A 21,189-nucleotide genomic window follows, 5' to 3' on the forward strand; every position below is an offset into this window, starting at 1 on the left:
GCCACAGCCGCGATGCACGGGGGACGGACGGACGCTCATGGAGGCTGACTCGCTCACCGAGCTGGTCGAGCTGAGTCCGGACGCGATCTGCGTCCACGAGCACGGCGTCCTCACCTACGCCAACCGGGCCGCGCTGGAAACGTTCGCCGCGCGCGGCACCGCCGAGGTCGTCGGGCGCCGGTTCGCCGATTTCGTCACCGAGGATTCGCAGGCCGAGCTGGCCGGGCAGGTCGAGGGGCTGACCCGGCCGGGGCAGGCGAGCGAGCCGGTCGAAGCGCTCATGTCCCGGCTCGACGGGAGCAAGTTCGCCGTCGAGACGGTCGTGGTGCGCCTGGCGGGCACGGCCGCGTACCAGGTCGTCATGCGGGACATCACGGCGAAGAAGGCGGCCGCGGACGCCCTCCGCTACCAGGCCGCGCTCGTGTCGCACGTCAGCGACGCCCTGATCGCGACCACCGGCGAAGGCGTCGTGACCAGCTGGAACCCGGCCGCCGAAGCGGTGTACGGCTGGACCGCGGCCGAGGCCGTCGGGCGGCGCGCGAGCGAGCTGGTCGGCGCGCCGCTGGACCTGCCGGCCATCCGGCGCGGCGGCGGGGTCGCCGAAGCGGTGCACCGGCGGCGGGACGGCGCCCCTCTCGCGGTCCGCGTTTCGGCAGCTGAGATGAACGACGGCTACGTGCTCGTCTGCGCCGACGAAACCGCGCGGCGGCGGGCCGAGCAGAACTACCGCACGGTCGTCGCGTCGCTCGACGAAGGCGTGCTGGTGATGGGCCCGACCGGGCTGATCGAAGCGGCCAACCCGGCGGCGTGCCGGATCCTCGGCGTGCCCGAGCCCGACCTGCTCGGCGTCCCGTGCCACACGCTGGTGCTGTTCACCGAGTCCGGGCACTGGATCCCGCCGGACGAGATGCCGTCGGTGCAGTCCCGGCGCACCGGCGTCACGCACAACGGCCTGGTCGTGCGCCTGCGCCGGCCGGACGGGCGGGACGTCTGGGTGTCGCTGACCTCGCGGCTGCTGGACCCGGACGACCCGACGGCGCGGGCCGTCGTCACGACGTTCACGGACATCACCGAGACCCGCGCGATCAGCGCGCGGCTGGCCCACGACGCGACCCACGACCCGCTCACCCGGCTGGCCAACCGGACCCTGGTCCTCGACCGGCTCGACGTCCGCCGGCGCGGGGCGCTCACGGTGCTGTTCCTCGACCTCGACAAGTTCAAGGTCATCAACGACTCGCTCGGGCACTCGGTTGGCGACCAGGTGCTGCGGATCGTCGGCGAGCGCCTGCGCCGCAGCTCCGGGCGCGAGGACCTGGTCGGCAGGCTCGGCGGCGACGAGTTCGTCGTCGTCACCGGCGAAGTCACCGAGCCCGCCGAAGTCCGGGCGCTGGCCGAACACCTGCGGGCCGCGCTGGCCGAGCCGATCGGCGTGCTCGGCAGGCAGCTGCACCTCGACGCCAGCATCGGCGTCGTCCTCGTCGGCGGCACCGACCCCCGCAGCGCGGAGGACCTGCTGCGCGACGCGGACGTCGCGATGTACCAGGCGAAAACGCTCGGGCGGGGACGGCACCACTTCTTCGACGTCGGCCTGCGCGAGCGCATGCAGCGGCGGCTGCGGATGGAGCAGGACCTGCGCGACGCCGTCCACGACGGCCAGCTCTGGCCCGCGTACCAGCCGGTCGTCGACCTGCGGACCGGCGAGATGGTCGCGGTCGAGGCGCTGCTGCGCTGGACGCACCCGAGGCAGGGCGCGATCTCGCCCGCGGAGTTCATCCCGCTGGCCGAGGAGAGCGACCTGATCAACGTGATCGGCAAGGCGATGCTGCACGCGACGACCCGCGAACTCGCCGCGCGGCGCACCGGCGGTCTGGACCTCACTCTGAAGGTCAACCTGTCGGCCCGGCAGCTCGACGACCCGCACCTGGTGCCCGCGGTCCAGGACGCGCTGGCGAGCACCGGGCTCCCGGCCGCCGCGCTGTGCCTGGAGGTCACCGAAAGCGCGTTGATGCGCGACCAGGAAGCGGCCGCGGAAGTGCTGGCGTCCCTGCGGTCGCTGGGCGTGCTGCTGGCGATCGACGACTTCGGCACCGGCTATTCGTCGCTCGCCCAGCTGCGGCGGCTGACGCTGGACACGCTCAAGATCGACCGCTCGTTCATCACCGGGATCGCCGAATCCCGCGACGCGGCGGCGATCGTCACGAGCATCATCGCGATGGCCCACGCCGTGGACCTCACGGTGATCGCCGAGGGCGTCGAGTCCGCCGAGCAGGTGGACCTGCTCCGGTCGCTGGGGTGCGACCAGGCGCAGGGCTACCACCTCGGCCGCCCGGTCGCGGCGGCCGAACTGTTCGGTCAGTAAACGGTTTTGAGCCGCTCGAGCTCGTCCGCGGTCAGCTCGATGCCGAGGTCCTTGAGGGTCGCGTCGAGTTCTTCGGGCGCGATCGTCGTGGTTTCGCTGTGGCCACCGGGTTTTTCGACGGTCAGCTCGCGGCCGAGGAGCCGCCTGCTGACGCCCGGTTCGAGCGTCATGATCACGAGCCGTCCGGTGAACGGCGACTTCGGGTGCGTCGACGTGTAGTGGTGGTAGACCTCGTAGTCGATGGGGTGCATGCCGTTGAGCCGGAACTCGAGGATGTCCTCACCGTCCTTTTCCAACGTCCACCAGCCGTTCTCGTGCCTCAGCCGTTGCGGCCAGCCCGCCTGGTCGACTTCCGCGCCGTCCACGAGCGGCATCGGGTCGAGGATCCCGGCCCCGTACCCGACATCGGCGAAGAAGCTGCGGCCGTCGACCTCGACGACGAGCGTCATGTGCGTGTACGGCCCGGGCCGCCGCGGCTGCACGCGCGCCGAAAGCCGGTGCACCGTGTAGCCGAGCCGCTCGAGGACGGCGGCGAAGAGGCCACTCTGTTCGTAGCAGTAGCCGCCCCGCCGCCGCCCGACGAGCTTGGCGCTCACCACGTCGAGCGAAATCCCTTGGTGCTGCCCGAGAACGACGTCGACGTTCTCGAACGGGATGGCCCCGACGTGCCCCCGCATCAGCTCCCGCAACGCCCCTTCGGACGGCGGGCGGCGCTGCTGCCCGGTGCGCGCCAGGTAGGCGTCGAGATCGACGGCGTCGATGCCCCATTCATCGGTCATGGGTCCACCCTGCACCCTCGACCTTGATCGAGGTCAACCTTCGTGCACGACCTTCCGCACTTCGACGGCGGTGTACTGGGCGTCGGGGATCTTCGCGGCCAGCTCGACCGCGCGCGCCTCGCTCTCGACGTCGACGACGTAGTAGCCGCAGAGGAAGGCTTCGGACTCGACGAACCCGCCGGTGGTGGTGTGGGCGACGCCGTCCTCGACGGTGACGGTCTTGGTCTCGGCGGCTTCGGCGAGGGCTTTGGTCTCGACCATCTCGCCGGAGCCGGTGATGAGCTTGATGAACTCGCCGTGCCCTTCGTAGACGCCGTTCTTCTGGTCGTCGGTGAGGGTGGCCCAGAGGGTCGGGTTCATGTGGAGGGTCAGGAGGTAGCGCATGTCGTCTCCCCGGTTCGGGTGGCGGCCCCTTGGTGGGCTGCCTTCGCCGGTGGGTCGGTGCTGACCCCTGGGTCCGGACAGGGGACTTCGCGGTTCACTCGTTCGGCCTAGCGCCGGCTGATGAGCAGGTACCGCTCGTCCTCGATCGGCCCGCCCCACAACGCGGGGTCGTCGAGCCGGGTCACCGTCGTGGTTTCCCGGTGCGCGAGGACCAGCCGTTCGCACTCGACGGCCGTGATCCCGGCCCCGGTGGACCACCGGCCTTCGACGAGCACCAGCCGCCCGCCGGGTGTCAGCAGCCGCACCCAGGCTCCGATCGCGGTATCCGGATCGGGCATGGCCCAGAGCACGTGCCGCACGAGGACGACGTCGAAAGCACCGGGCGCACAAGGCGGATCGGCGGCATCCCCGGCGCGGTAGTCCACGCGCACGCCGGCGGTCCCGGCTTTCTCCGTGGCCTTTTCGAGCATCCGCGGCGCGCTATCGACCCCGACGACGGCGTGCCCCGCCTGCGCCAGCAGGACCGCGAGGCTGCCGGTCCCGCACCCGATGTCGACGACGTCGGCGGGAGCGTGGGGAAGCAGCGGGAGCAGGAGATCCGCCCACGCGGCCCGCACGGCGGGATCCCGCAGCCCGTGATCGGGCTGCTCGTCGAAGGAGTCGGCCTCGGCGTCCCAGATGTCCATTCAGCGGAACTCGTGCACGACTTCGATCGGGCCGGCCAGGTGCGCGTTGAACTCGTCGAGCTCCTCGGCCGGAACCCACAGCTCCAGAATGGTCCGGCCACCGGCCTGCTGGACCGGATACCGCTCGAGGAACGCCGTCTCGACCCGGAAGCGCGTGACGTAGCCGACTCCGTGGTGCGGGACGTTCCAGTCCCGGGCGATCTTGATCGCGTACTCCTCGTTGAGCACGGGGTAGAAGATCGGCTGCTCGGGAAGGCGGGGTGGCCAGGCCCGCCAACCGGACTCCCGGACGAGTTCGATCTCCTCCGGACCGGTCGGCCGCCACAGCACAGTGGTCGCTTGCTCCTGCACCATCGTGCCCCCTTCGTGCTCAGCCGAGTTCTGCCGGAGCTTACGGAGCGGTCCGATCTCCCGGCCAGCCGATTTCTTCGCTATGAACACCGCATGGCCTACGTCAGGTTCCAGAGCGCCGAGCCCGATACCGAAGGGCGCCATCCCGGCTTCTTCGGCTTGATCGGCTGCGCCAAGCTGATCTCGCGCCAGCCGCCCGGAAGGATCGGTCCCGGACACAAGAAAGCCGCCTTGACCGGAGTCAAGACGGCTTCTTCGGGTGTGGCCAGGGCCGGGGTCGAACCGGCGACCTTCCGCTTTTCAGGCGGACGCTCGTACCAACTGAGCTACCTGGCCGGGAACGCCGGCGAGGAGCCGAACGATCTTGCGACCCTGACGGGACTCGAACCCGCGACCTTCGCCGTGACAGGGCGACGCGCTAACCAACTGCGCCACAGGGCCTTGCGTTACTGCTGTACTGCGTACTCCCAACGGGATTCGAACCCGCGTTGCCGCCTTGAAAGGGCGGAGTCCTAGGCCGCTGAACGATGGGAGCCCGGCCGGTTTCGGGTGACCGACCGACCGCGCTCTCAGGTTCCCCTGGGAGCGATTACAAGCATAGGGCACGCCGCCACCGCTTTACACCGGGGGTTCCTTAAGCCTCCGCCGGAGCCGGGACCTGCGCAAACGCCGCGAGTTCGGCCAATCGGCGCTCGAGCTCGGCCGACTCCCCTTCGGACAGCGCGGACGCCAGGAGTTCGTCGATCCGCGCGTCGGTGATCGCCTCCGCCTTGAGCCAACGCTCGCGAAGGTCCGGCTTGCGCTCCGCCGCGGCGACGAGCGCGTCGGCCGCGTCCTCCGGCCACGCCGTGCGCAGCAGCCGCGCGCGTCCGCCTTCGGGGTCGGCGACCACCGCCTCGGGCACCGTGACGCCGAGCGCGCGCAACGCGGCGAAGTGCAGGCCGCCGCGCAGCTCGCGGAAGACCATCAGCGCGAAGCCGAGGCGCTCGATGTCGCCGTCGGGCCGGTCGGCGTTCTTCCAGCCGGCGAACAGCGCCAGCCCGCTCGCGTCCGCGGCGTCCACCACGCGGAACAGGAGCTCGGCCAGGCGGCCGGGTTCCCGTACGGCCGAAAGGTTGACGCGCGACCACCGAGCCGATGACTCCGAGTAGGCGCAGACGGCAGCCGGTGCGTCGATGGCCGCCGTCGCCGACGGCAGGACGAAGTCGAACAGCCAGTGCGGGAAGATCCCGAACAGCTCCGCCGCGACCTTCGGCGGCACGTCCCCGAGCACCGCCGACCGCCCCCGCAGGTACAGCGACCGCGGCGGCAGCCCCACCTCCGCCTCGACCGCGGCCAGCTCGGGCGACGTCATGAACTTGCCGCCCAGCACCTGCACCACCGACCGGATCCGGTTCGCCGTCGTCATGTCCGTTCCCCTTTCGACCCGACTACCGTAACACTGTTACGAAACCCGCGTCAAAGAGCTGGGGAAGACCCGCCAATTACTCCCCAGAAAGACGTTCAACCTGCGAGAACATCACGGGAAGGGCCCGGCACCGACACCGGACCCACCGGCTCACCGCTGAACCGGCGCCTGCCCGTCGTCATCGAGGTTCAGCCCCAGCATCTCCAGCAGCTGAACACAGTCCTCGACCCCCAACGCCCCGGCCGCGACCGCCAGCCGAGCCCGCCGGACCTGATCATCCGACACCCGCTGCGCGTCACCGGCCCCACTGCGCTGCGCCGGCAACGCCCCGGCGAACGGAGCACTCCCCCCATCGGCACCTTCGTACCGAAGGAGGAACTGCCGCACTTCAACAGACCCGCTCATAGCTCCTCCACACGGCTCACAACAGCTTGGCCGCGAGGCTAACCAGCGCCGGCCGCCACACACAGCCCCCCGGAGAGTGAACCTGAGGCCACGCTCCGCTCAACGCAGCGCAATCGCCGAAGCCGGAGAAGAGCACCACCCGAACGAACGTCACCCACCGCGAAGTGACACCACACGCGGAAATTTCCCGCTCTCCACTCGCCCTGCCCAGCAACTCGTGCAACAATCGAACTGCTGACACACCCCCGGTCAGCGCCTGTGGAGATCCCCTCCGACCCCCGCGTTCCTCCCCCTGGCGCGGGGGTCCTCCATTTCCACGACCTGCTTCGGCTTCGCCTTCGCGACGGCCCGTTCATTCCGGCGTATCGCCCGGGGGCCGAGCCCCCGGAGCCCCCACGGTGCCTCCGGTTCGGCTTGGCAGGGTGGTTCCGCCTCGGGCGCTGGGCGCCCTCGCTCGTGAGCGGAGTTGCGTTCGCGAGTTCGCTGCGGCTTTCTTGATCGATTCGCTCGGTTATCCGGGGGTTGCCCTCTGTTTTGAGGCGGCGTGTTTGGTTGGGCTGAATGGGGGGTGGTTGCTCTGAACGGGGATATTCGGGGGCGTGTCGTGGCTCACAGTGGTTTGTGTGGCGAGACCTAACCGTTATCGTGGCTGGCGTGCCTCTTCCCTCCCTTGGCCGCTTGAGCAGCCGGACGAACCTCAAAGCCGCGTCCTCCGGACGCCATCGTGGTGCCGCGAAGCCTGCGGACGACGGTGTCGTCGAGGACAAGGAACTCACCTCCTACCTCGCCGCACTGGCGCCCGATGCCGACAACGAGAGCACCGGGACCGGCAAGCGCTTCGGCGAGGCGCAGGTCATCCAGCTCCGGATGAGCCTCATCGCCAACCAGCAGCTGAAGGACATCGCCGCCGAGCGGGACATCTCGCCCCAGGCGCTCGCCCAGGAATGGATCCTCGAGCGGCTCAACTGGGAAGGCCAGGCGTCCTCGCTGCAGGACCAGCGCCGGCCGACCGGTGACCTCACCGACCTCACCGACGAGTTCCACTTCCCCGCCGACGCCTTCGAGGCGCCTGCGCTCGGACGGCGCTGAGCACCCCGAAAACCCCAAGAGAAAGGGCCCCCGGCGACGAATCGCCGGGGGCCCTTCACTCAGGCCTTAAGAAACGCAGAGGGCCTGTTTGTCAGATCGCGCGGACCTTCTGGGCCTGCGGGCCCTTCTGACCCTGGCCGACCTCGAACTCCACTCGCTGGTTCTCCTCGAGGGTGCGGAAGCCGCGGCCCTCGATCTCCGAGTAGTGCACGAACACGTCGCCTTCGCCGCCGTCCTGCGCGATGAAGCCGAAGCCCTTCTCCGCGTTGAACCACTTCACAGTGCCTTGCGCCACCGCTGTACTCCTCGTTACACAGATCCGCTTCGAATGCCACCGAAGCGGCACCCCGACCGTCCCGGGCGGTTCCAACGAGTCGAGTCAAGAGCGTGTCGGCTCCATGGCTCGCGTCAGAAGTTCCGCGAGTGTGAAGCCACTAACACGCAAAACGACGGCCTGAGAGCAGACTACCGGGATCTGGCCAAAGTTGAACCCCGTGATCGAGGCGAAAACCGGCTCTGCGCACCAAGGTCACCGGAACGTCGTAGGGCTCCCGCCCGGTTCTGTCGGACCCACCGGCTAGTCTGGCGCAGCACAGCGACACCGTGATCACCGGATACGGCTCGGAGTCGCCCGTGCCCCCTCCGTGAAAGCCTTCCACGATCATTGTGACCTTCGTCACGCGACGCTTGCTCAACGTCGGTGGTCCACGAGGCGTCTCGAAGGGGGGAGGCACCAAATGGGGCAAAGGGGAATGGGTGTGACGGTGAGGACTTCCACGCGGCGCCGGGGCGCGGCAGTGGCACTGGGCTTGGTCGCCGTGCTCACGCTGGGGGCGTGCAGCAGCGAACCGACGGTCTCGGCGAGCGGCTCTTCGGGCGGGGGCCCGACGAGCTCTCCCGCGCCCAGCGCGCAGCCCGCGAAGCTGACGGTGACGCCGGCCGGTGGCGCGCAGGACGTGGCGCCCGGCGAACCGGTGGGGGTCCAGGTCACCGACGGCACCATCCTGTCGGTCACGCTGACGAACCCGGACGGCAAGCAGGTCCAGGGCCAGGCGTCGGCGGACAAGAAGAGCTGGAACACCACCGAGCAGCTCGGCTACGGCAAGACCTACACCTGGTCCGGCCACGCGCAGGGCGCCGACGGCAAGAACGTCGCCATCGGGGGCGCGTTCACCACCGTCAAGCCGAAGCGCCAGATGTCGGCGAGCCTGAACGTCGGGGACGGCCAGACGTACGGCATCGCGATGCCGATCGCGCTGACCTTCCCGAGCCGCGTCACGGACAAGGCCTCCGTCGAGAAGGCGCTTTCGGTCGAGACGACGCCGAAGACCGAAGGCTCGTGGGCCTGGCTGAACGGTGACACCTCGGTGCACTGGCGGCCGAAGGAGTACTTCAAGCCCGGCACGCAGGTCAAGGTCAACGCCAAGATCTACGGCGTCAAGGTCGGCGAAGGCACGTACGGCAAGCAGGACGTCTCGGCGACCTTCGCGATCGGCCGCTCGCAGATCGTCAAGGGCAACACCACGCAGCACACGATGCAGGTCATCCGCGACGGCCAGCAGATCGCCGACTACCCGGTGAGCTACGGCCTCGACTCCGACCCGGGCCGCGTGACGCACAGCGGCGTGCACGTCGTGATGGGCAAGCAGGCCACGTACGCGATGAGCAACCCGAAGTACCACTACGAGAACGTCGTGGTGCCGTGGGCGGTCCGGATCTCCAACAACGGCGAGTTCATCCACGGGCTGGCGGCGTCGGTGTGGGCGCAGGGCAAGAAGAACGTCTCGCACGGCTGCCTGAACCTCTCGCCGGCGCGGGCGAAGGAGTACTACGACGGCGTCCTGACCGGTGACCCGGTCGAGATCACCGGCAGCACCCAGACGCTGACCGCCAAGGACGGCGACTACAGCGACTGGACCTACGACTGGGCGAGCTGGCAGAAGCTGTCGGCCCTCGCCGGCTGAAGCCACTGAGGAGGACCGGGCGGCCGGGAAGTCCACCACGGGCTTCCCGGCCGTTCGTGTTTCCGCCGGAATCCGGTGCAACCCCGGCGAAGCCCCACCGCATGACTACGGGCAGAGGCGCGACGATCCCGGTCGCGCCCGCGAGAAGAGGAGCTGCCTTGCGCATCCGCATCGCCCTGACCCTCGGCGCGCTCGTGCTCGCCGGTGGCGCCCTGTCCGGTGGCATCGCGCTGGCCGACCAGGCGCAGCCGGCGCCACCGACCAGCGTCCGGCCCACGCAGGCGCCGTCCGAGGTGCCGACGGCCACCCGCGCGCCCCAGCCGCCGTCCGCCGTGCCCGCGCCGCGCGAGACGACCCGCGCCCCGCGCACCGGCCCGGCCCCGCGCGTTCCGCGTGCCGTGCCGGCCGGCCCGACCGGTGACCTGCACCTGCCGGCCATCGGGGTGCTGTGACATTGGTTACCGATCCGGCCACAGCCACGGCCGAACCGGCCCGTAGCACCGGTTGCGTGCCGTTCGCGGCCGGGCCTGCTTTTGGCCGGACCGGTAACGGGTAGCTCGGTGATCTCCCGCTCCCGTCCGTCGACCGGGCCGGGCTCGCCGTGGGACGGCGAGTTCGCCCGGTACTTCGGCGAGCGCGCGCACAGCCTGCGCTCGACCGCCTTCCTGCTCTGCGGGGACTGGCACCAGGCCGAGGACCTCACGCAGGCCGCGCTGCTCAAGCTGTACCTCGCCTGGCCGAGGCTGTCGCGCCACGACGCCTTGGACGCCTACGCCCGCAAGGTCGTGCTCCGCACGTTCCTCGCCGAGCACCGGCGCAGCAGGTGGAAGCGGGAGCGGCTCACCGACACCCCGCCGGAGCTGCCGGCGGAACCGGCCGCGAGCGACCAGGACGGACTCGTCCGGCAGGCTCTGGCCGTACTCGCTCCGAAGCAGCGCGCCGTGCTGGTGCTGCGGTACTTCGAGGACCTGAGCGTCGAGGAGACGGCGAAGGCGCTCGGCTGCAGCACCGGCACGGTGAAGAGCCAGGCCTCCCGCGGCCTGGCGACGCTGCGCAACCGGCTCGGCCCGCACTACGCGCTGACCTTCAGCGCGCCCACGGAGGGGAGGTGACGAACATGGACCCCGAAGACGACGTCCGCGCGTACCTGACGAGCGCGGCCGGTGGCGCGCAGCCGCCGATGCGCCTCGAAGCCGCCGACGTGATCGAGCGCGGCGGCCGGGTCCGGCGGCGGCGCAAGCGCCTCGCCGTGGCGAGCACCTCGGCCGCGACGGCGGTCGTCCTGGCGGTGGCCGGTTTCCTGGCCGGTCACCGCGCCGGGCCGCCGGAGCCGGTGCTGCCCGCCGGGCCGGGCCTGTCCACGATCGGCACCAGCTCCCCCGCGCCGGAGGTCGCGCCGCCGACGTCGATCGCGCCGCCGTCCGCCCAGCCGGAACGCAGCACGCCCGCGCGCGCCACCCGGGCCCCGCAGCCGCCGCCGTCGTCGGCGGGCCGCGCGACGCAGCGGGCGGAGCCGACCACCACCCGCGCTTCCACCGGACCCACGGAAACCGTGCCCTCACCCCCGGTCGCGAGCACGTCCCGCTAGCGTTTTCGCAGCTCAGGGCCTGTGCCGCAGATCACCGTCCGAAGGTGGGTTCCTGACGAAATACCCGGCCTCCCCGTGGCGATATGCCCTGTGGTGTTCCGATCGGACACCGGACAACTGCTCAGCCGGACGCCTCGCGCCGGCCCGAGAAACCGAGGAGGAAGCACATGGTGTTCGCCGCACTCATCGTCGAAACCGGAATCGCTGTCGTTGTAGCGGGCGCGCTCGCCGCTTGGTCCCGCAAGCGCTTCACTCCTCGGAGCGACGCGAACTGACCTCAGCGCGCACGTGTGCCCCGCCCGGTGATCCGGACGGGGCACACGTCTATCGGGCGTCCGCTCAGCGCTGAGCGGACGCGGAAGCCAGCTTGCTGCCGCTGTCCTCGGTTTCGATCTGGTCCATCGGCACCTGCGACGTCTCCGGGATCTTGATGATCGGGATGATCGCGATCAGCGCCGCCGCCATCAGGTAGTACGCCGGCCAGTCCTCGTTGCCGGTGCTCTTGATCAGCGCGGTCACGACGACCCCGGCGGTGCCGCCGAACAGCGACGTCGAGATGTTGTAGCCGATCGCGAACGAGCCGTAGCGCACCCGCGTCGGGAACATCGCGGGGAACGTCGAGCCGATCACCGCGAGGATGAAGACGAGCAGGATCGCCACGACCAGGAACCCGACGAACAGCCACAGGATGCTGCCGGACTGCATCAGCTTGAGGCACGGCCAGCTCAGCACCAGGAACCCGATGGCCGCGGTGAGCAGCAGCGGTTTCCGGCCGATCCGGTCGGACAGCGCCCCGAGCGGGATGATGATCGCCATCTGGATGACTTCGACGGCGATGATGATCAGCGTCGACGTGTTGTCGTTGATCTTCAGCGTGTCCGTGAAGTACGTCGGCATCGTCGTCAGCAGCAGGTAGTCCGCGACGTTCAGCAGCAGGACGATGCCGATCAGGTTGAGGATCATCCGCCAGTTGCGGGTCAGGATCTCCTTGAGCGGCGCCTTCTGCGGTTTGCCGCCCGAGGCCTCCATCCGGCGGAACTCGGGGGTGTCCTCGAGCTTGTTCCGCAGGTAGAGCCCGATCAGGCCGAGCGGCAGCGCGACGAAGAACGGGATCCGCCAGCCCCACGCGTCGACCTGGTCGGCCGACAGGGACAGCGTCACCGACAGCACCACGAGGTTGCCGAGGACGTAACCGCCCAGCGTGCCGAGCTCGAGGAAGCTGCCGAAGAAGCCACGGCGCTTCGTCGGCGAGTACTCCGCGATGAACGTCGCCGCTCCGCCGTATTCACCACCGGTCGAGAAGCCCTGGATGATCCGGAGCAGCAGGATCGCGATCGGCGCCGCGATGCCCATGCTGTAGCCGCCGGCGTACGTCGGCAGCACGCCCACCAGGAACGTGCAGCCGGACATCAGCAGGATCGTGATGGCGAGGACCCGCTTGCGGCCGATCTTGTCGCCGAGCGGGCCGAAGAACGCCCCGCCGAACGGCCGGACGATGAACCCGACCGCGAGCAGCGCCAGCGACTTGAGGACCGCGTTGCCTTCCCCGGGGAAGAACAGCGTGCCGATGCTGGTGGCGATCGCACCCGAGGTGAAGACGCCGTAGTCGTACCACTCGGTCGCGTTGCCCATGGCCGACGCCCAGACGGCGCGTTTGACGGTTCTTTCGTCCACTGACGGTTTGCCCGTCGTTGCTGCTGGTTCGCTCATGCCGGCGACGACCTCCTCCGCGCAGTGCCCATTGGGCCGTTCGAGCTCATCAACCCAGTCTTGACCGGTCGTCGCAGGTCGGCAGTCTGAGCCGCGAAACTTCTACGGTGGGGAACTTTCCGGCTACTGAGAGATGTAGCCCGCAGGTACCCGGTCCGGGCCGGACGCGGCCCCGGTTTACCCGCCGGTTAACGTCAGCGCATGAGTCGTGTTTCTCAACCGTGGCCGCCGGTGGCGGTGGAGCCCGCGGTCCCGCACCCGAAGGCGCCGGCGCCGGGCACCGAGCTCGGCGTGCACTTCGCGGAGTGCTTCGGGTGCGGTGACGAGGCCGACGCCGGGCTGCACCTGCGCTCGACGGTCGGCGAGGGCCAGGTCGTGCGCTCGCGGTTCACCGTCACTTCGGCCCACCAGGGCGCCCCCGGGCTCGCCCACGGCGGCCTGCTGGCCTGCGCGTTCGACGAGGCGCTCGGCTCGGCGGTCGGCAACCTGATGCGCCGCCCCGCGGTGACCGGCAAGCTCGAGACGGACTTCCGCCGTCCGGTGCCGGTCGGGACGACGCTGTTCATCGAGACCCGGCTGGACGGCGTCGCCGGCCGCAAGATCTACGTCAGCGCGGACGGCCGCCTCGACGCCGAAGACGGCCCGATCGCGGTCAGCGCCCGCGCGCTGTTCGTCGTCGTCGGCTTCGAGCACTTCAGCACGCACGGCGACCCGCAGGCGCTGGAGAAGCTGGCCGAGCAGCACGCGAAGAACCAGCGTGAACGCGCGGAACGCGACTGGGAGATCAACCCCTGAGGCGTAGCTTTCACGTGAAAGCTACGCCTCAGGTGAGGGTCCGGGGCCGGATGGCGTTGGCCCGGTCGACCAGCTCGACGCGCTGCTCGACCGTGCCCGCCAGCCGGGCCAGTGCCCGGTAGCACCGCTCGAGGCCGAACCGCAGCTCACGCTCTTCGAACGCGCACCCCAGCACCTGCGAGCCCGGCGTCGGCCGCCCCTGCTTCAGCCATTCGTGCGCGGCTTCGAGCACGCTCGCGGTGAGCCGGGTGCGGCGCTCGACGTCCAGCCGGAGCCGTTCGAGCCGGGCCGACGCGTCGAGCAGGTCGTGCTCGGTGACCGGCGTCTCGCGGCCCTTGGCCTTGGTCACCGTCGTCTTGATCCTGATCGCCGCGACCTGCGCGTCGACGTAGTGGGTGGACGACGCCGGCACGGTCTCGAGCACCTCGACCGCGCTGGAGCGCGCCCCCTGCGCCAGGTACACGCGGGCCAGGCCGAAGGCGGCGCTGACGTAGGTGCGGTCGGTCCGCCAGACCAGCTCGTAGAAGCGCGCGGCGGCGAAGTAGTCCCCGACGCCTTCGGCGCTGACGCCCAGCGCGAGCTTCGGCGCGATCTCGCCGGGCAGGTCGTCGTACACCGCTTCGAAGGCGACGTGCGCGACCCGCGACCGGCCGCCGGCCAGCTCGATCAGGCCGCGGTACCAGTCGATGCGCCAGTCGTGCGGGAAGCCGTTCTTGATCGCCAGGTACTGCGCGGCCTGCAACTGCCGCTGCGCCTCCGCCAGCTCGCCCAGCTCGATCCGGGCCCGCACGATCCGCAGCCGGACCTCGATCGACTCCCGCGGCGCGCCGGAGAGGGCCTCGATGGCGCCGCGCGGTTCGAGCGTGGTCGTCGTGGCGAGCACGCCCGCGGCCGGGTCGTCGGTGTCGACCTGCGGGATCGGCAGGCCGGCGACGACCTCGTCGGCCCCGGGCAGCGGCACGGCCTCGCCGGCTTCCGGCACCACCAGCTGGACGCCGAACGTGCGGATCTCCGGGCCGAACACGGTGGACGCGCCGGGCCGCGGCTTGCCGGTGCCGAGCGCCATGATCTCGCGCAGCACGCCGGTGAGCTGGTCGGCCATCTCCTCGGCGGAGAGGAACCGGCGGTCCGGGTCGGCGTGCGTCGCGCGCCGCAGGAACCGGTAGTAGGAGCCGAAGAGCGCGAACAGCGGGACCGCGTCGGGGCCGGGCAGGGTGGTCTTGAACTTGGTGGTGTAGCCGGTGAACTCGAAGCTCAGCACGGCGAGCGTGCGCCCGACGGTGAACAGGTCCGACGCGATCGACGCGCCCTGCGTCGGCAGTTCCGGCGCGCTGTAGCCGGTGGTGAAGAACAGCGGGCTCTCGTAGTCGTCGGTGCGGCGGACCGCGCCGAGGTCGATCAGCTTGAGCTGTTCGTTGGTCTGGATGACGTTGTCCGGCTTGAGGTCGCAGTAGAGCAGGCCCTGGCTGTGCAGGTAGCCCATGGCGGGCAGGATCTCCAGCCCGTACGCGATGACCTGGCCGATCGGCAGCGGCTCCGGGCGGCGGCTTTCCCGGTGGTGCGCCAGCGCGAGCTGCCGCAGCGACTGGCCGCCGACGTACTCCATGACGATGTAGCCGACGGTGGTGCCGCTGTGCGCGTCCGGGTGCTGCACGAAGTTGTGGATCTTGACGATGTTCGGGTGCTCGACCTCGGCGAGGAACCGCTGCTCGTTGGCCGCGGCCGCCATCGCCGTCGCGTCGCCGGTGTCGATCAGTCCTTTGAGGACGACCCAGCGGTCGCTGACGTTGTGGTCCTGCGCCAGGTAGATCCAGCCGAGCCCGCCGTAGGCGATCGCGCCGAGCACTTCGTACTGGCCGCCGACGAGTTCGTGCGGCTGCAGCTTCGGCAGGAACGAGAACGGCGTGGCGCAGTTCTCGCACTTCCCTTCCGGCGAACCGGGTTTGCCGTCCTTGCCGCGGCCGACCTTCGCGCCGCAGTTGCCGCAGAAGCGCTTTTCCTCCGACACCACGGGGTTCGTCAGCACCGCCGACGCGGGGTCGCGCGCGGGCACCGGCGGGACTTCGACCAGCCCGGCGCCGAGCCGGCCGCGACGCGAGCGCGACGTCCGCGACGACGTCCGCCGCGAGGTGCCGGGGAACGCGCCGGAGCGGGAGTCCGAGCCGCTGCCGGTTCCCGTGCCCGTGCCGGTTCCGGTGTGCCGTCCTTCGCTGGTGCGCTCGGGCAGCACGCTTTCGGTGCCCGGGTCCGGCAGCGGCGTGCCGGGACCGGTGTCCGGCCGCGGCACCGGCGGCATGATGCTCTGGGTTTCCGGCGCCGGCGCGGCGAGCACGCTCGTCAGCTGCGGCTCGTCGGGCTGCGGCGGGCGGACGGCCTGCGTCGGCACCGGCTGGACCGGCGGCAGCACGGGGTTCATGCTGCCCGGCGGCTTGGTCGGGTCGTCCGCGCCCGGGATCGGCGCGCCCCGCGGCGGCGTCGGCGGGCGCCGCACGGGCGCGTGGAAGACGGTCTCCTCGCCGCGGGACGGCTCGCCGTCGTCGAGGCGGCCGGAGATCGACGGCTCCGGCGTCTCCCACCGCACCGGTGGTGGCGGCTGCCAGCTGCCGCCCGGCTGCTTTTCGTCGTCCGGCGCGGCGTGCCGAGGACGGCGCGGTTCCTCCGACACTGCTACCTCCCAGATCCCCGCCGACGTGCGGGAACCGATCCTAGTCGCGGCCCGCTCACTGGTACTGCGCCTGCGGCGGCGAGGCCGGCCCCAGCGACGACTCGACCCAGTGGCGGTAGCTGTTCTGCCAGGCCCCGCTGTTGCGGATGTTCTCGAGCACGGCGTTGACGAACTTGACCATGTCCTCGTTGTCCTTCGGCACGCCGATGCCGTAGTTCTCCTGCGTGAACTGGTCGCCGACGACCTGCAGCGTCGGGTCCTGCGCGGCCATCCCGGCGAGGATCGTGTCGTCGGTCGAAACCGCGTCGACCTGGCCCTGCTGGAGCATCACCAGGCAGTCCGACCAGTTGTCGACCGAGATCGCCTGCGGCTTGGCCGGGTCCGTCGCGATCTTCGCCAGCGACGTCGACTTCTTCGCCGCGCACACCTTCTTGCCGCTCAGGTCGGCCAGCTTGGTCGCCTTCGACTCCTTCGTCACCAGCAGCCGCTGCCCGGCGACGTAGTACACGGAGGAGAACTGGACGTCCTTCTTGCGCGCGCAGGTGATGCTGTAGGTCCGCACGACGATGTCGACCTGGTGCTGCATCAGCACGTCCTGGCGCTGCGACGACGTGATCGCGCGGAACTGGACGCGGCCTTCGGGCGCGCCGAAGATCGAGCGGGCGATCTCGTTGACGAGGTCGATGTCGAAGCCCTCGAGGTTGCCCGAGGTCGGGTTGCGGAAGCCGAACAGGTACGTGGTCTGGTCGACGCCGGCGATGAGCTTGCCGCGTTCCTTGATCTTCGCCATGGTCGAGCCGTCGGGGATCGACGTCCCCTTGTCCGGCTGCAGGCTGGCCAGCGGGTTGCAGCTGGTGTCGCCGCCACCGCCGGCGGCCGCGTCCGGACCGCCCACGTGCGCGGGCTGCGGCCAGGCCGCGTTGCCGACCGGGGCCGGGTCGACCGGCTTCCCGGGGCTGCCGCAGGACGCCACCAGCAGCGCGACGACCGCCAGCACGCCCGCCCGGACCGTGTTCCCCCGCCTGCTCACCGGTACTCCCTCAGTCGCTCCCGGATCCCCATGGTGACACCCGCGGCGGCGACGACCGCGAGCACGGCCAGGCCGGGCGCCAGCAGCGTCAGCGCGCGGTCGCCGTTGTGGGTGTCGTCGAGGAATTCCTGCCTGCCGACGTCGATGGCCGCCTGGAGGCTGTCGTCGAGCCGCCGGAACGCCGGGGCCGAGCCGTCGGTCTTGTCCTCCAGCACGGCGAAGTCGACGGCCTCCTGGTACTGGCCGGCGTCGTCCTGGGCGCGGACTTCCTTGTGCGCCTTCAGCCAGTCGTTCGCGGCCTTCGCGGCGTCGGCGACCTTCGTGGCGCCTTCGCCGCCCTGGATGAGGCCGCGGGCTTCGCCGAGCAGGCCGCCCTGGCCGTCCGGGCCGACGAGCTGGGCCGCGTTGGTGCCGAAGTCCTTCTCGTACGCGGCGCCGTCGCCGCGCGCGACCAGCGTGAGCGTTTCGTCGGCGCGGGCCTGCAGCGCGGCGATGCGCGCGCGGACCAGCACGTCGACGCGGTGCGAGCCGTCGTCCTGGCCGCTGCCGACCAGGCTGCCCTGCACGATCAGCGCGACCGCGCCCCACAGCAGCGAGACCACGACGGCGGCCGTCGCGACGACGAGCCCGACGTTGAGCAGCCGGTTGGTGCGTTTGGTCAGGTAGACCTGGGCGGCGATGAGCGCGGCCAGCAGCGCGACCACCAGGATCGTGGCGAGCCACGGGAACCCGGTGGCGCTGTCCTGCTCGTCGATCAGCCGCTCGGTGTCGACGCGGTAGAGGTCCTGCGCGGCGGGCAGGATCTTCGCCCGCATCAGCTCGGAGGCCTCGCGGAGGTAGGACGCGCCGACCGGGTAGCCGAGGCGGTTGTTCGCGCGGGCCGTCTCGACGAGCCCGGTGTAGACGGGCAGCGACTGGTTGAGGACGTCGACCGGGGCGGCCGCGTCGGCGACGTCGGACGCGTCGGAGGCGGCCTTCGCGAGCGCGGCGCCGGCTTCGGCGATGTCGCGCTCGTAGCGCTGGCGCAGTTCCGGCGGCTCGGTGCCGATGGAGAGGAACGCGCTCGCGGCGGTCGCGTCGGCGTCCGAGAGGGAGCGGTAGACCTGCTGCGCGGCGGCGGCGAGGGGTTCGCGGTGGTCGATGACGCCGGTGATCGTGTCGTCGCGGTCCTGCACCGACAGCGTCGCGACCAGGCCGGCGAGGAGGGACAGGAGCACCAGGCCGACGGCGATGACGGTGAGCCTGCCCGGGGTCGTCGCGGCGGACCGGACGACCGCGCGGACGCCCTGTCCCGGCAGGTCCAGCAGCCCCAGCAGGCCGCTGCGGCCCCCGCCTTCCGGTGGCGGCGGCGGGGGTCCCGGCGCGGGCGCCGTCGGACCCGGGGCCGTCGCAGTGCTGGTCATCCCCGATTCCTCCCCAAAAGCGGTACCCGCAGAAGGTAGCCGGTCCGCGGTCCGCGCGGGCACCGGCACCGCCCGCTGTCACCAGCACGTGATCTCACGCCCGCACCTCGGCCAGGACGCGCCACTGACCACCGTCGGGACCGGCCTCCAGGGTGCCACCGGCCAGCGCCAGCCGCTCCCGCATCCCGGCCAACCCGAAACCTTCACCTGTTCGAGTGACACCGAGGGTGTTGCGGACGTCGAGCCGGACGGTCTCGGGCGCGTAGCCCAGCCGCACCTCGACGTCCTCCCCTGGCGCGTGCTTGCCCGCGTTCGTCAGCGCCTCCCGCGCGGTGCCGGCGAGCGCGACGACCACCGCGGACGGCAGCGGGCGCGGCTCGCCGTCGGCGGCGAAGGTGACGGACACGCCGTGGTCGCGGGCGTGCGCGGCGGCGGCCGCGGCGAGGACGTCGGCCAGCGGCGGGATGTCCCGTCTGAGCACGGCGACGGCGTTCCGCGCCTCGGCGAGCCCGTCGGCGGCGAGCCGGCGCGACCGCTTGACCGACCGCAGCGCACCGTCCACATCGGACTTTTCGGCGAGCAGCGCTTCGGCCAATTCGAGCTGGACCCCCAGCGCCCCCAGCGAATGCGCGAGGACGTCGTGGAGTTCGCGGGCGATCCGGGTGCGTTCGTCGAGCGCGGCGGCGCGCGCGTGCTCGGCCTGCGCGAGCCGCGTTTGTTCGAGCAGCGCTTCGGCCTGCTTCGCCTGCACCTCGTACTGGCGGCGGTTGAGCCCGACCAGGACGAGCAGCAGGAGCACGGCGGGTTCGGCGAGCGCCGCGCCGGGGCCGTGCCCGGCGAGCACGTGCGACGTCACCGCGAGGGCGATGTCGAGCAGGCCGATCCCGAGGATCACGCCGACGCCGGTCGTGGTCAGCGTCGCGAGCCTGCCGAGCGCGACGGCGGACAGGATGATCGCCGAGGAGTCCGCGGCCCGCCCGACCAGCGCCGCGGGCAGCGCGCTCGCGACGGCGAGCAGCACGGCGGCCGTCTTCGGCAGCCTCGGCGCGAGGACGACGAAGCCCAGCCAGCAGGCGCTCGCGACGCCGTAAGCGGCCCAGACGCCCGGGGCAGGCTCGCGCGCGGTGAGCAGCGTCAGGGCGAAGAAGAGCGTGCCGAGCAGCTGCACCACGAGCCAGCTCGGCGCGATGGTGTCCGGCAGCAGGGGACGTTTCGGCACGCCCCCATCTTTCCCGGATCAGCCGCGGATCGCCGGGGCCAGGGAGTGCGGGAGCACGGCTTCGGGGTCCGGCGGCCGCCGGACCAGCACCTCGACGTCGTCGGCGAAGCGGTACGGCTTCGCGTCGAGGATGCCGCCGAAGTGGCGGCGCAGCCGGGACATCTCGGCGCGGACGGTGACCGTGCGGCCGGCGTCGCCGAACAGGTCGGCCGACAGCTCGGAGGCCGACCGGCCGTCGCGGTGGCTGGCCAGCACGTACAGCATCTCGGCGTGGCGCGGGCTGAGCCGGTGCGTCCAGGTGCCGGTGGCGCCGGCCACGGTCAGCTCGGGCTCGCGCGGCGACCGGACGTCGAGCACGACGCGGGTGGGCGGCGCGGCGTCGTCCTCGGCGGGCCGGATCAGCCAGCCGCCGGGAACGGGCTCGACAGCGCAGTTGCCGTACGCCGGCAGCCAGACGCGGCCGGGTTTGAGCCCGGTCGGCAACGCGATCCGGTCGACCGGCGCGAGGCCGGCGGCCGCGGCGACCCAGCCGTGCTCGTCGGCCACCACGGCCGGCCCGCCGACCTTGCCGAGCACGGGCGCGGCGAAGCCCCGCAGCCGCTCGAGCTCGGTGAGGTGGGTGGTGCGCAGCTGCGCCTGCGCGAGCCGCGCCACGGCGTCGACCAGCGCCAACGTCGTCGGGTGGACGGTCGGGGCCGGACCGGAGAGGTCGACGACGCCGAGGAGCTTGCCGTCCCGCGGATCGTGCAGCGGCGCGGCGGCGCACGTCCAGGAGTGCTGGGCGCGGACGTAGTGCTCGGCGGAGTAGACCTGGACCGGGCGGCGCGCGACCAGCGCGGTGCCGATCGCGTTGGTGCCGACGGACTCTTCCCGCCAGTCGACGCCTTCGACGAACCCGAGCCCGTCGGCGCGGCGGCGGACCGCGGCGCTGCCGTCGCGCCAGAGCACCTGGCCGCCCGCGTCGACGATCACCATGATGTGCGCGGCCTGCTCGGCGAGGGTCAGCAGGCCCCCGCGCAGCGTCGGCAGGGCTTCGGCCAGCCCACTCGTGCGGCGGCGCGTCTCCAGCTCTTCGGCGCCCAGGACGGGCGCGGGCGCGCGGCCGTCCGGGTCGACGCCGAGCCGGCGCATCCGTTGCCAGGACGCGCCGATGACCGCCCGCGGGCGGCTGGGCAGGGCTTTTCCGGCCAGGGCCGCTTCGTGCACCTGCGCGAGGACACGGGCGTGCCGCCGGGGGTCGGCCCCGGCCGGCAACGCTGCCTCGAGGTCTCGCTGACCCAACCGCCACTCCTTGCGCTCTGCCTCCTCAGTCTGCCTTTTCGATCCGGTGATCGGAAGGTGGCGACGATCTCGC

The 21,189-nt window shown here is 71.4% G+C and carries 20 protein-coding genes and 3 tRNA genes; 7 read left to right on the forward strand and 16 right to left on the reverse strand.

Annotated features, from left to right (window positions below; translation table 11 throughout):
• The first annotated feature begins 37 nt into the window (after nt 1–37).
• Nucleotides 38–2,359 carry a sensor domain-containing protein gene (locus tag EIY87_RS01390; RefSeq protein WP_125305813.1) on the forward strand — a complete coding sequence of 774 codons (2,322 nt, stop codon included), beginning with the start codon at nt 38–40 and terminating at the stop codon, nt 2,357–2,359.
• On the opposite strand, the gene EIY87_RS01395 is transcribed toward EIY87_RS01390, so the two are convergent.
• The 9 genes from EIY87_RS01395 to EIY87_RS01435 all read right to left on the reverse strand — a co-directional run bounded on the left by EIY87_RS01395 (nt 2,353) and on the right by EIY87_RS01435 (nt 6,372).
• Nucleotides 2,353–3,138, reverse strand: a complete 786-nt coding sequence (locus tag EIY87_RS01395) for an arylamine N-acetyltransferase family protein (RefSeq protein WP_125305814.1) — start codon at nt 3,136–3,138, stop codon at nt 2,353–2,355. The genes EIY87_RS01390 and EIY87_RS01395 overlap by 7 nt on opposite strands.
• Before the next feature lie 33 nt (nt 3,139–3,171).
• The gene (locus EIY87_RS01400) at nt 3,172–3,522 is read right to left on the reverse strand and encodes a YciI family protein (protein ID WP_125305815.1); all 351 of its coding nucleotides are present in this window, start codon (nt 3,520–3,522) and stop codon (nt 3,172–3,174) included.
• A gap of 107 nt (nt 3,523–3,629) precedes the next feature.
• Entirely contained in the window at nt 3,630–4,208 is a 579-nt protein-coding gene (locus EIY87_RS01405; RefSeq protein ID WP_125305816.1) for a class I SAM-dependent methyltransferase, read from the reverse strand.
• A complete protein-coding gene (locus EIY87_RS01410; protein WP_125305817.1) occupies nt 4,209–4,562 on the reverse strand; it encodes a hypothetical protein in 354 nt (117 codons plus the stop codon).
• A 259-nt stretch (nt 4,563–4,821) separates the two neighbouring features.
• Nucleotides 4,822–4,895 (reverse strand) — tRNA-Phe (locus tag EIY87_RS01415).
• Between the two features lie 31 nt (nt 4,896–4,926).
• Nucleotides 4,927–5,000 (reverse strand) — tRNA-Asp (locus EIY87_RS01420).
• Nucleotides 5,001–5,021: 21 nt separating this feature from the next.
• Nucleotides 5,022–5,094: transfer RNA gene (locus EIY87_RS01425), tRNA-Glu, on the reverse strand.
• 99 nt (nt 5,095–5,193) lie between these two features.
• Nucleotides 5,194–5,967, reverse strand: coding sequence for an SCO6745 family protein (locus EIY87_RS01430; protein WP_125305818.1), 774 nt, complete (start codon nt 5,965–5,967; stop codon nt 5,194–5,196).
• A gap of 150 nt (nt 5,968–6,117) precedes the next feature.
• Complete coding sequence (locus EIY87_RS01435) at nt 6,118–6,372, reverse strand: hypothetical protein (RefSeq protein ID WP_086860904.1); 255 nt, start codon at nt 6,370–6,372, stop codon at nt 6,118–6,120.
• Between the two features lie 654 nt (nt 6,373–7,026).
• Between EIY87_RS01435 and EIY87_RS01440 the strand changes: the two genes are divergently transcribed.
• Nucleotides 7,027–7,461 carry a hypothetical protein gene (locus EIY87_RS01440; RefSeq protein WP_191983905.1) on the forward strand — a complete coding sequence of 145 codons (435 nt, stop codon included), beginning with the start codon at nt 7,027–7,029 and terminating at the stop codon, nt 7,459–7,461.
• Between the two features lie 91 nt (nt 7,462–7,552).
• Here EIY87_RS01440 and EIY87_RS01445 read toward each other — a convergent pair whose 3' ends face one another.
• On the reverse strand, nt 7,553–7,756 hold the full coding sequence (locus EIY87_RS01445; RefSeq protein WP_003097368.1) for a cold-shock protein: 204 nt from the start codon (nt 7,754–7,756) through the stop codon (nt 7,553–7,555).
• A gap of 457 nt (nt 7,757–8,213) precedes the next feature.
• On the opposite strand from EIY87_RS01445, the gene EIY87_RS01450 reads away from it, so the two are divergent.
• The 4 genes from EIY87_RS01450 to EIY87_RS01465 all read left to right on the forward strand — a co-directional run bounded on the left by EIY87_RS01450 (nt 8,214) and on the right by EIY87_RS01465 (nt 11,013).
• The gene (locus EIY87_RS01450) at nt 8,214–9,425 is read left to right on the forward strand and encodes a L,D-transpeptidase (RefSeq protein ID WP_125305820.1); all 1,212 of its coding nucleotides are present in this window, start codon (nt 8,214–8,216) and stop codon (nt 9,423–9,425) included.
• A gap of 158 nt (nt 9,426–9,583) precedes the next feature.
• On the forward strand, nt 9,584–9,877 hold the full coding sequence (locus tag EIY87_RS01455) for a hypothetical protein (RefSeq protein WP_191983906.1): 294 nt from the start codon (nt 9,584–9,586) through the stop codon (nt 9,875–9,877).
• Nucleotides 9,878–9,985: 108 nt separating this feature from the next.
• Nucleotides 9,986–10,537 (forward strand): SigE family RNA polymerase sigma factor, encoded by a 552-nt coding sequence (locus EIY87_RS01460; RefSeq protein WP_125305822.1) that lies wholly within the window; start codon nt 9,986–9,988, stop codon nt 10,535–10,537.
• Between the two features lie 5 nt (nt 10,538–10,542).
• Nucleotides 10,543–11,013, forward strand: coding sequence for a hypothetical protein (locus tag EIY87_RS01465; protein WP_125305823.1), 471 nt, complete (start codon nt 10,543–10,545; stop codon nt 11,011–11,013).
• Between the two features lie 339 nt (nt 11,014–11,352).
• Here EIY87_RS01465 and EIY87_RS01470 read toward each other — a convergent pair whose 3' ends face one another.
• Nucleotides 11,353–12,687, reverse strand: coding sequence for an MFS transporter (locus tag EIY87_RS01470; RefSeq protein WP_125305824.1), 1,335 nt, complete (start codon nt 12,685–12,687; stop codon nt 11,353–11,355).
• 237 nt (nt 12,688–12,924) lie between these two features.
• On the opposite strand from EIY87_RS01470, the gene EIY87_RS01475 reads away from it, so the two are divergent.
• Entirely contained in the window at nt 12,925–13,518 is a 594-nt protein-coding gene (locus tag EIY87_RS01475) for a PaaI family thioesterase (protein WP_191983907.1), read from the forward strand.
• A 28-nt stretch (nt 13,519–13,546) separates the two neighbouring features.
• On the opposite strand, the gene EIY87_RS01480 is transcribed toward EIY87_RS01475, so the two are convergent.
• The 5 genes from EIY87_RS01480 to EIY87_RS01500 all read right to left on the reverse strand — a co-directional run bounded on the left by EIY87_RS01480 (nt 13,547) and on the right by EIY87_RS01500 (nt 21,116).
• Entirely contained in the window at nt 13,547–16,183 is a 2,637-nt protein-coding gene (locus tag EIY87_RS01480; RefSeq protein ID WP_125305825.1) for a serine/threonine-protein kinase, read from the reverse strand.
• 55 nt (nt 16,184–16,238) lie between these two features.
• Nucleotides 16,239–17,213 (reverse strand): glutamate ABC transporter substrate-binding protein, encoded by a 975-nt coding sequence (locus tag EIY87_RS01485; RefSeq protein WP_191983908.1) that lies wholly within the window; start codon nt 17,211–17,213, stop codon nt 16,239–16,241.
• Nucleotides 17,210–18,616, reverse strand: coding sequence for a hypothetical protein (locus EIY87_RS01490; RefSeq protein ID WP_125305826.1), 1,407 nt, complete (start codon nt 18,614–18,616; stop codon nt 17,210–17,212). The genes EIY87_RS01485 and EIY87_RS01490 overlap by 4 nt, the downstream gene beginning before the upstream one ends.
• A 94-nt stretch (nt 18,617–18,710) precedes the next feature.
• Nucleotides 18,711–19,835 (reverse strand): sensor histidine kinase, encoded by a 1,125-nt coding sequence (locus EIY87_RS01495; protein WP_125305827.1) that lies wholly within the window; start codon nt 19,833–19,835, stop codon nt 18,711–18,713.
• Between the two features lie 18 nt (nt 19,836–19,853).
• Nucleotides 19,854–21,116: a helix-turn-helix domain-containing protein gene (locus EIY87_RS01500; protein WP_125305828.1), complete on the reverse strand. Its 1,263-nt coding sequence runs from the start codon at nt 21,114–21,116 to the stop codon at nt 19,854–19,856.
• Nucleotides 21,117–21,189 lie beyond the last annotated feature (73 nt).

This window comes from Amycolatopsis eburnea, assembly GCF_003937945.1.
Lineage (GTDB): Bacteria > Actinomycetota > Actinomycetes > Mycobacteriales > Pseudonocardiaceae > Amycolatopsis > Amycolatopsis eburnea.

What these genes read in the sequence shown, in the direction of transcription:
- EIY87_RS01490 (WP_125305826.1), bottom strand. Translation starts at nt 18,616, where the DNA reads ATGACCAGCACTGCGACGGCCCCGGGTCCGACGGCGCCCGCGCCGGGA.
- EIY87_RS01395 (WP_125305814.1), bottom strand. Translation starts at nt 3,138, where the DNA reads ATGACCGATGAATGGGGCATCGACGCCGTCGATCTCGACGCCTACCTG.
- EIY87_RS01435 (WP_086860904.1), bottom strand. Translation starts at nt 6,372, where the DNA reads ATGAGCGGGTCTGTTGAAGTGCGGCAGTTCCTCCTTCGGTACGAAGGT.
- EIY87_RS01400 (WP_125305815.1), bottom strand. Translation starts at nt 3,522, where the DNA reads ATGCGCTACCTCCTGACCCTCCACATGAACCCGACCCTCTGGGCCACC.
- EIY87_RS01430 (WP_125305818.1), bottom strand. Translation starts at nt 5,967, where the DNA reads ATGACGACGGCGAACCGGATCCGGTCGGTGGTGCAGGTGCTGGGCGGC.
- EIY87_RS01410 (WP_125305817.1), bottom strand. Translation starts at nt 4,562, where the DNA reads ATGGTGCAGGAGCAAGCGACCACTGTGCTGTGGCGGCCGACCGGTCCG.
- EIY87_RS01450 (WP_125305820.1), top strand. Translation starts at nt 8,214, where the DNA reads ATGGGTGTGACGGTGAGGACTTCCACGCGGCGCCGGGGCGCGGCAGTG.
- EIY87_RS01465 (WP_125305823.1), top strand. Translation starts at nt 10,543, where the DNA reads ATGGACCCCGAAGACGACGTCCGCGCGTACCTGACGAGCGCGGCCGGT.
- EIY87_RS01390 (WP_125305813.1), top strand. Translation starts at nt 38, where the DNA reads ATGGAGGCTGACTCGCTCACCGAGCTGGTCGAGCTGAGTCCGGACGCG.
- EIY87_RS01405 (WP_125305816.1), bottom strand. Translation starts at nt 4,208, where the DNA reads ATGGACATCTGGGACGCCGAGGCCGACTCCTTCGACGAGCAGCCCGAT.
- EIY87_RS01475 (WP_191983907.1), top strand. Translation starts at nt 12,925, where the DNA reads ATGAGTCGTGTTTCTCAACCGTGGCCGCCGGTGGCGGTGGAGCCCGCG.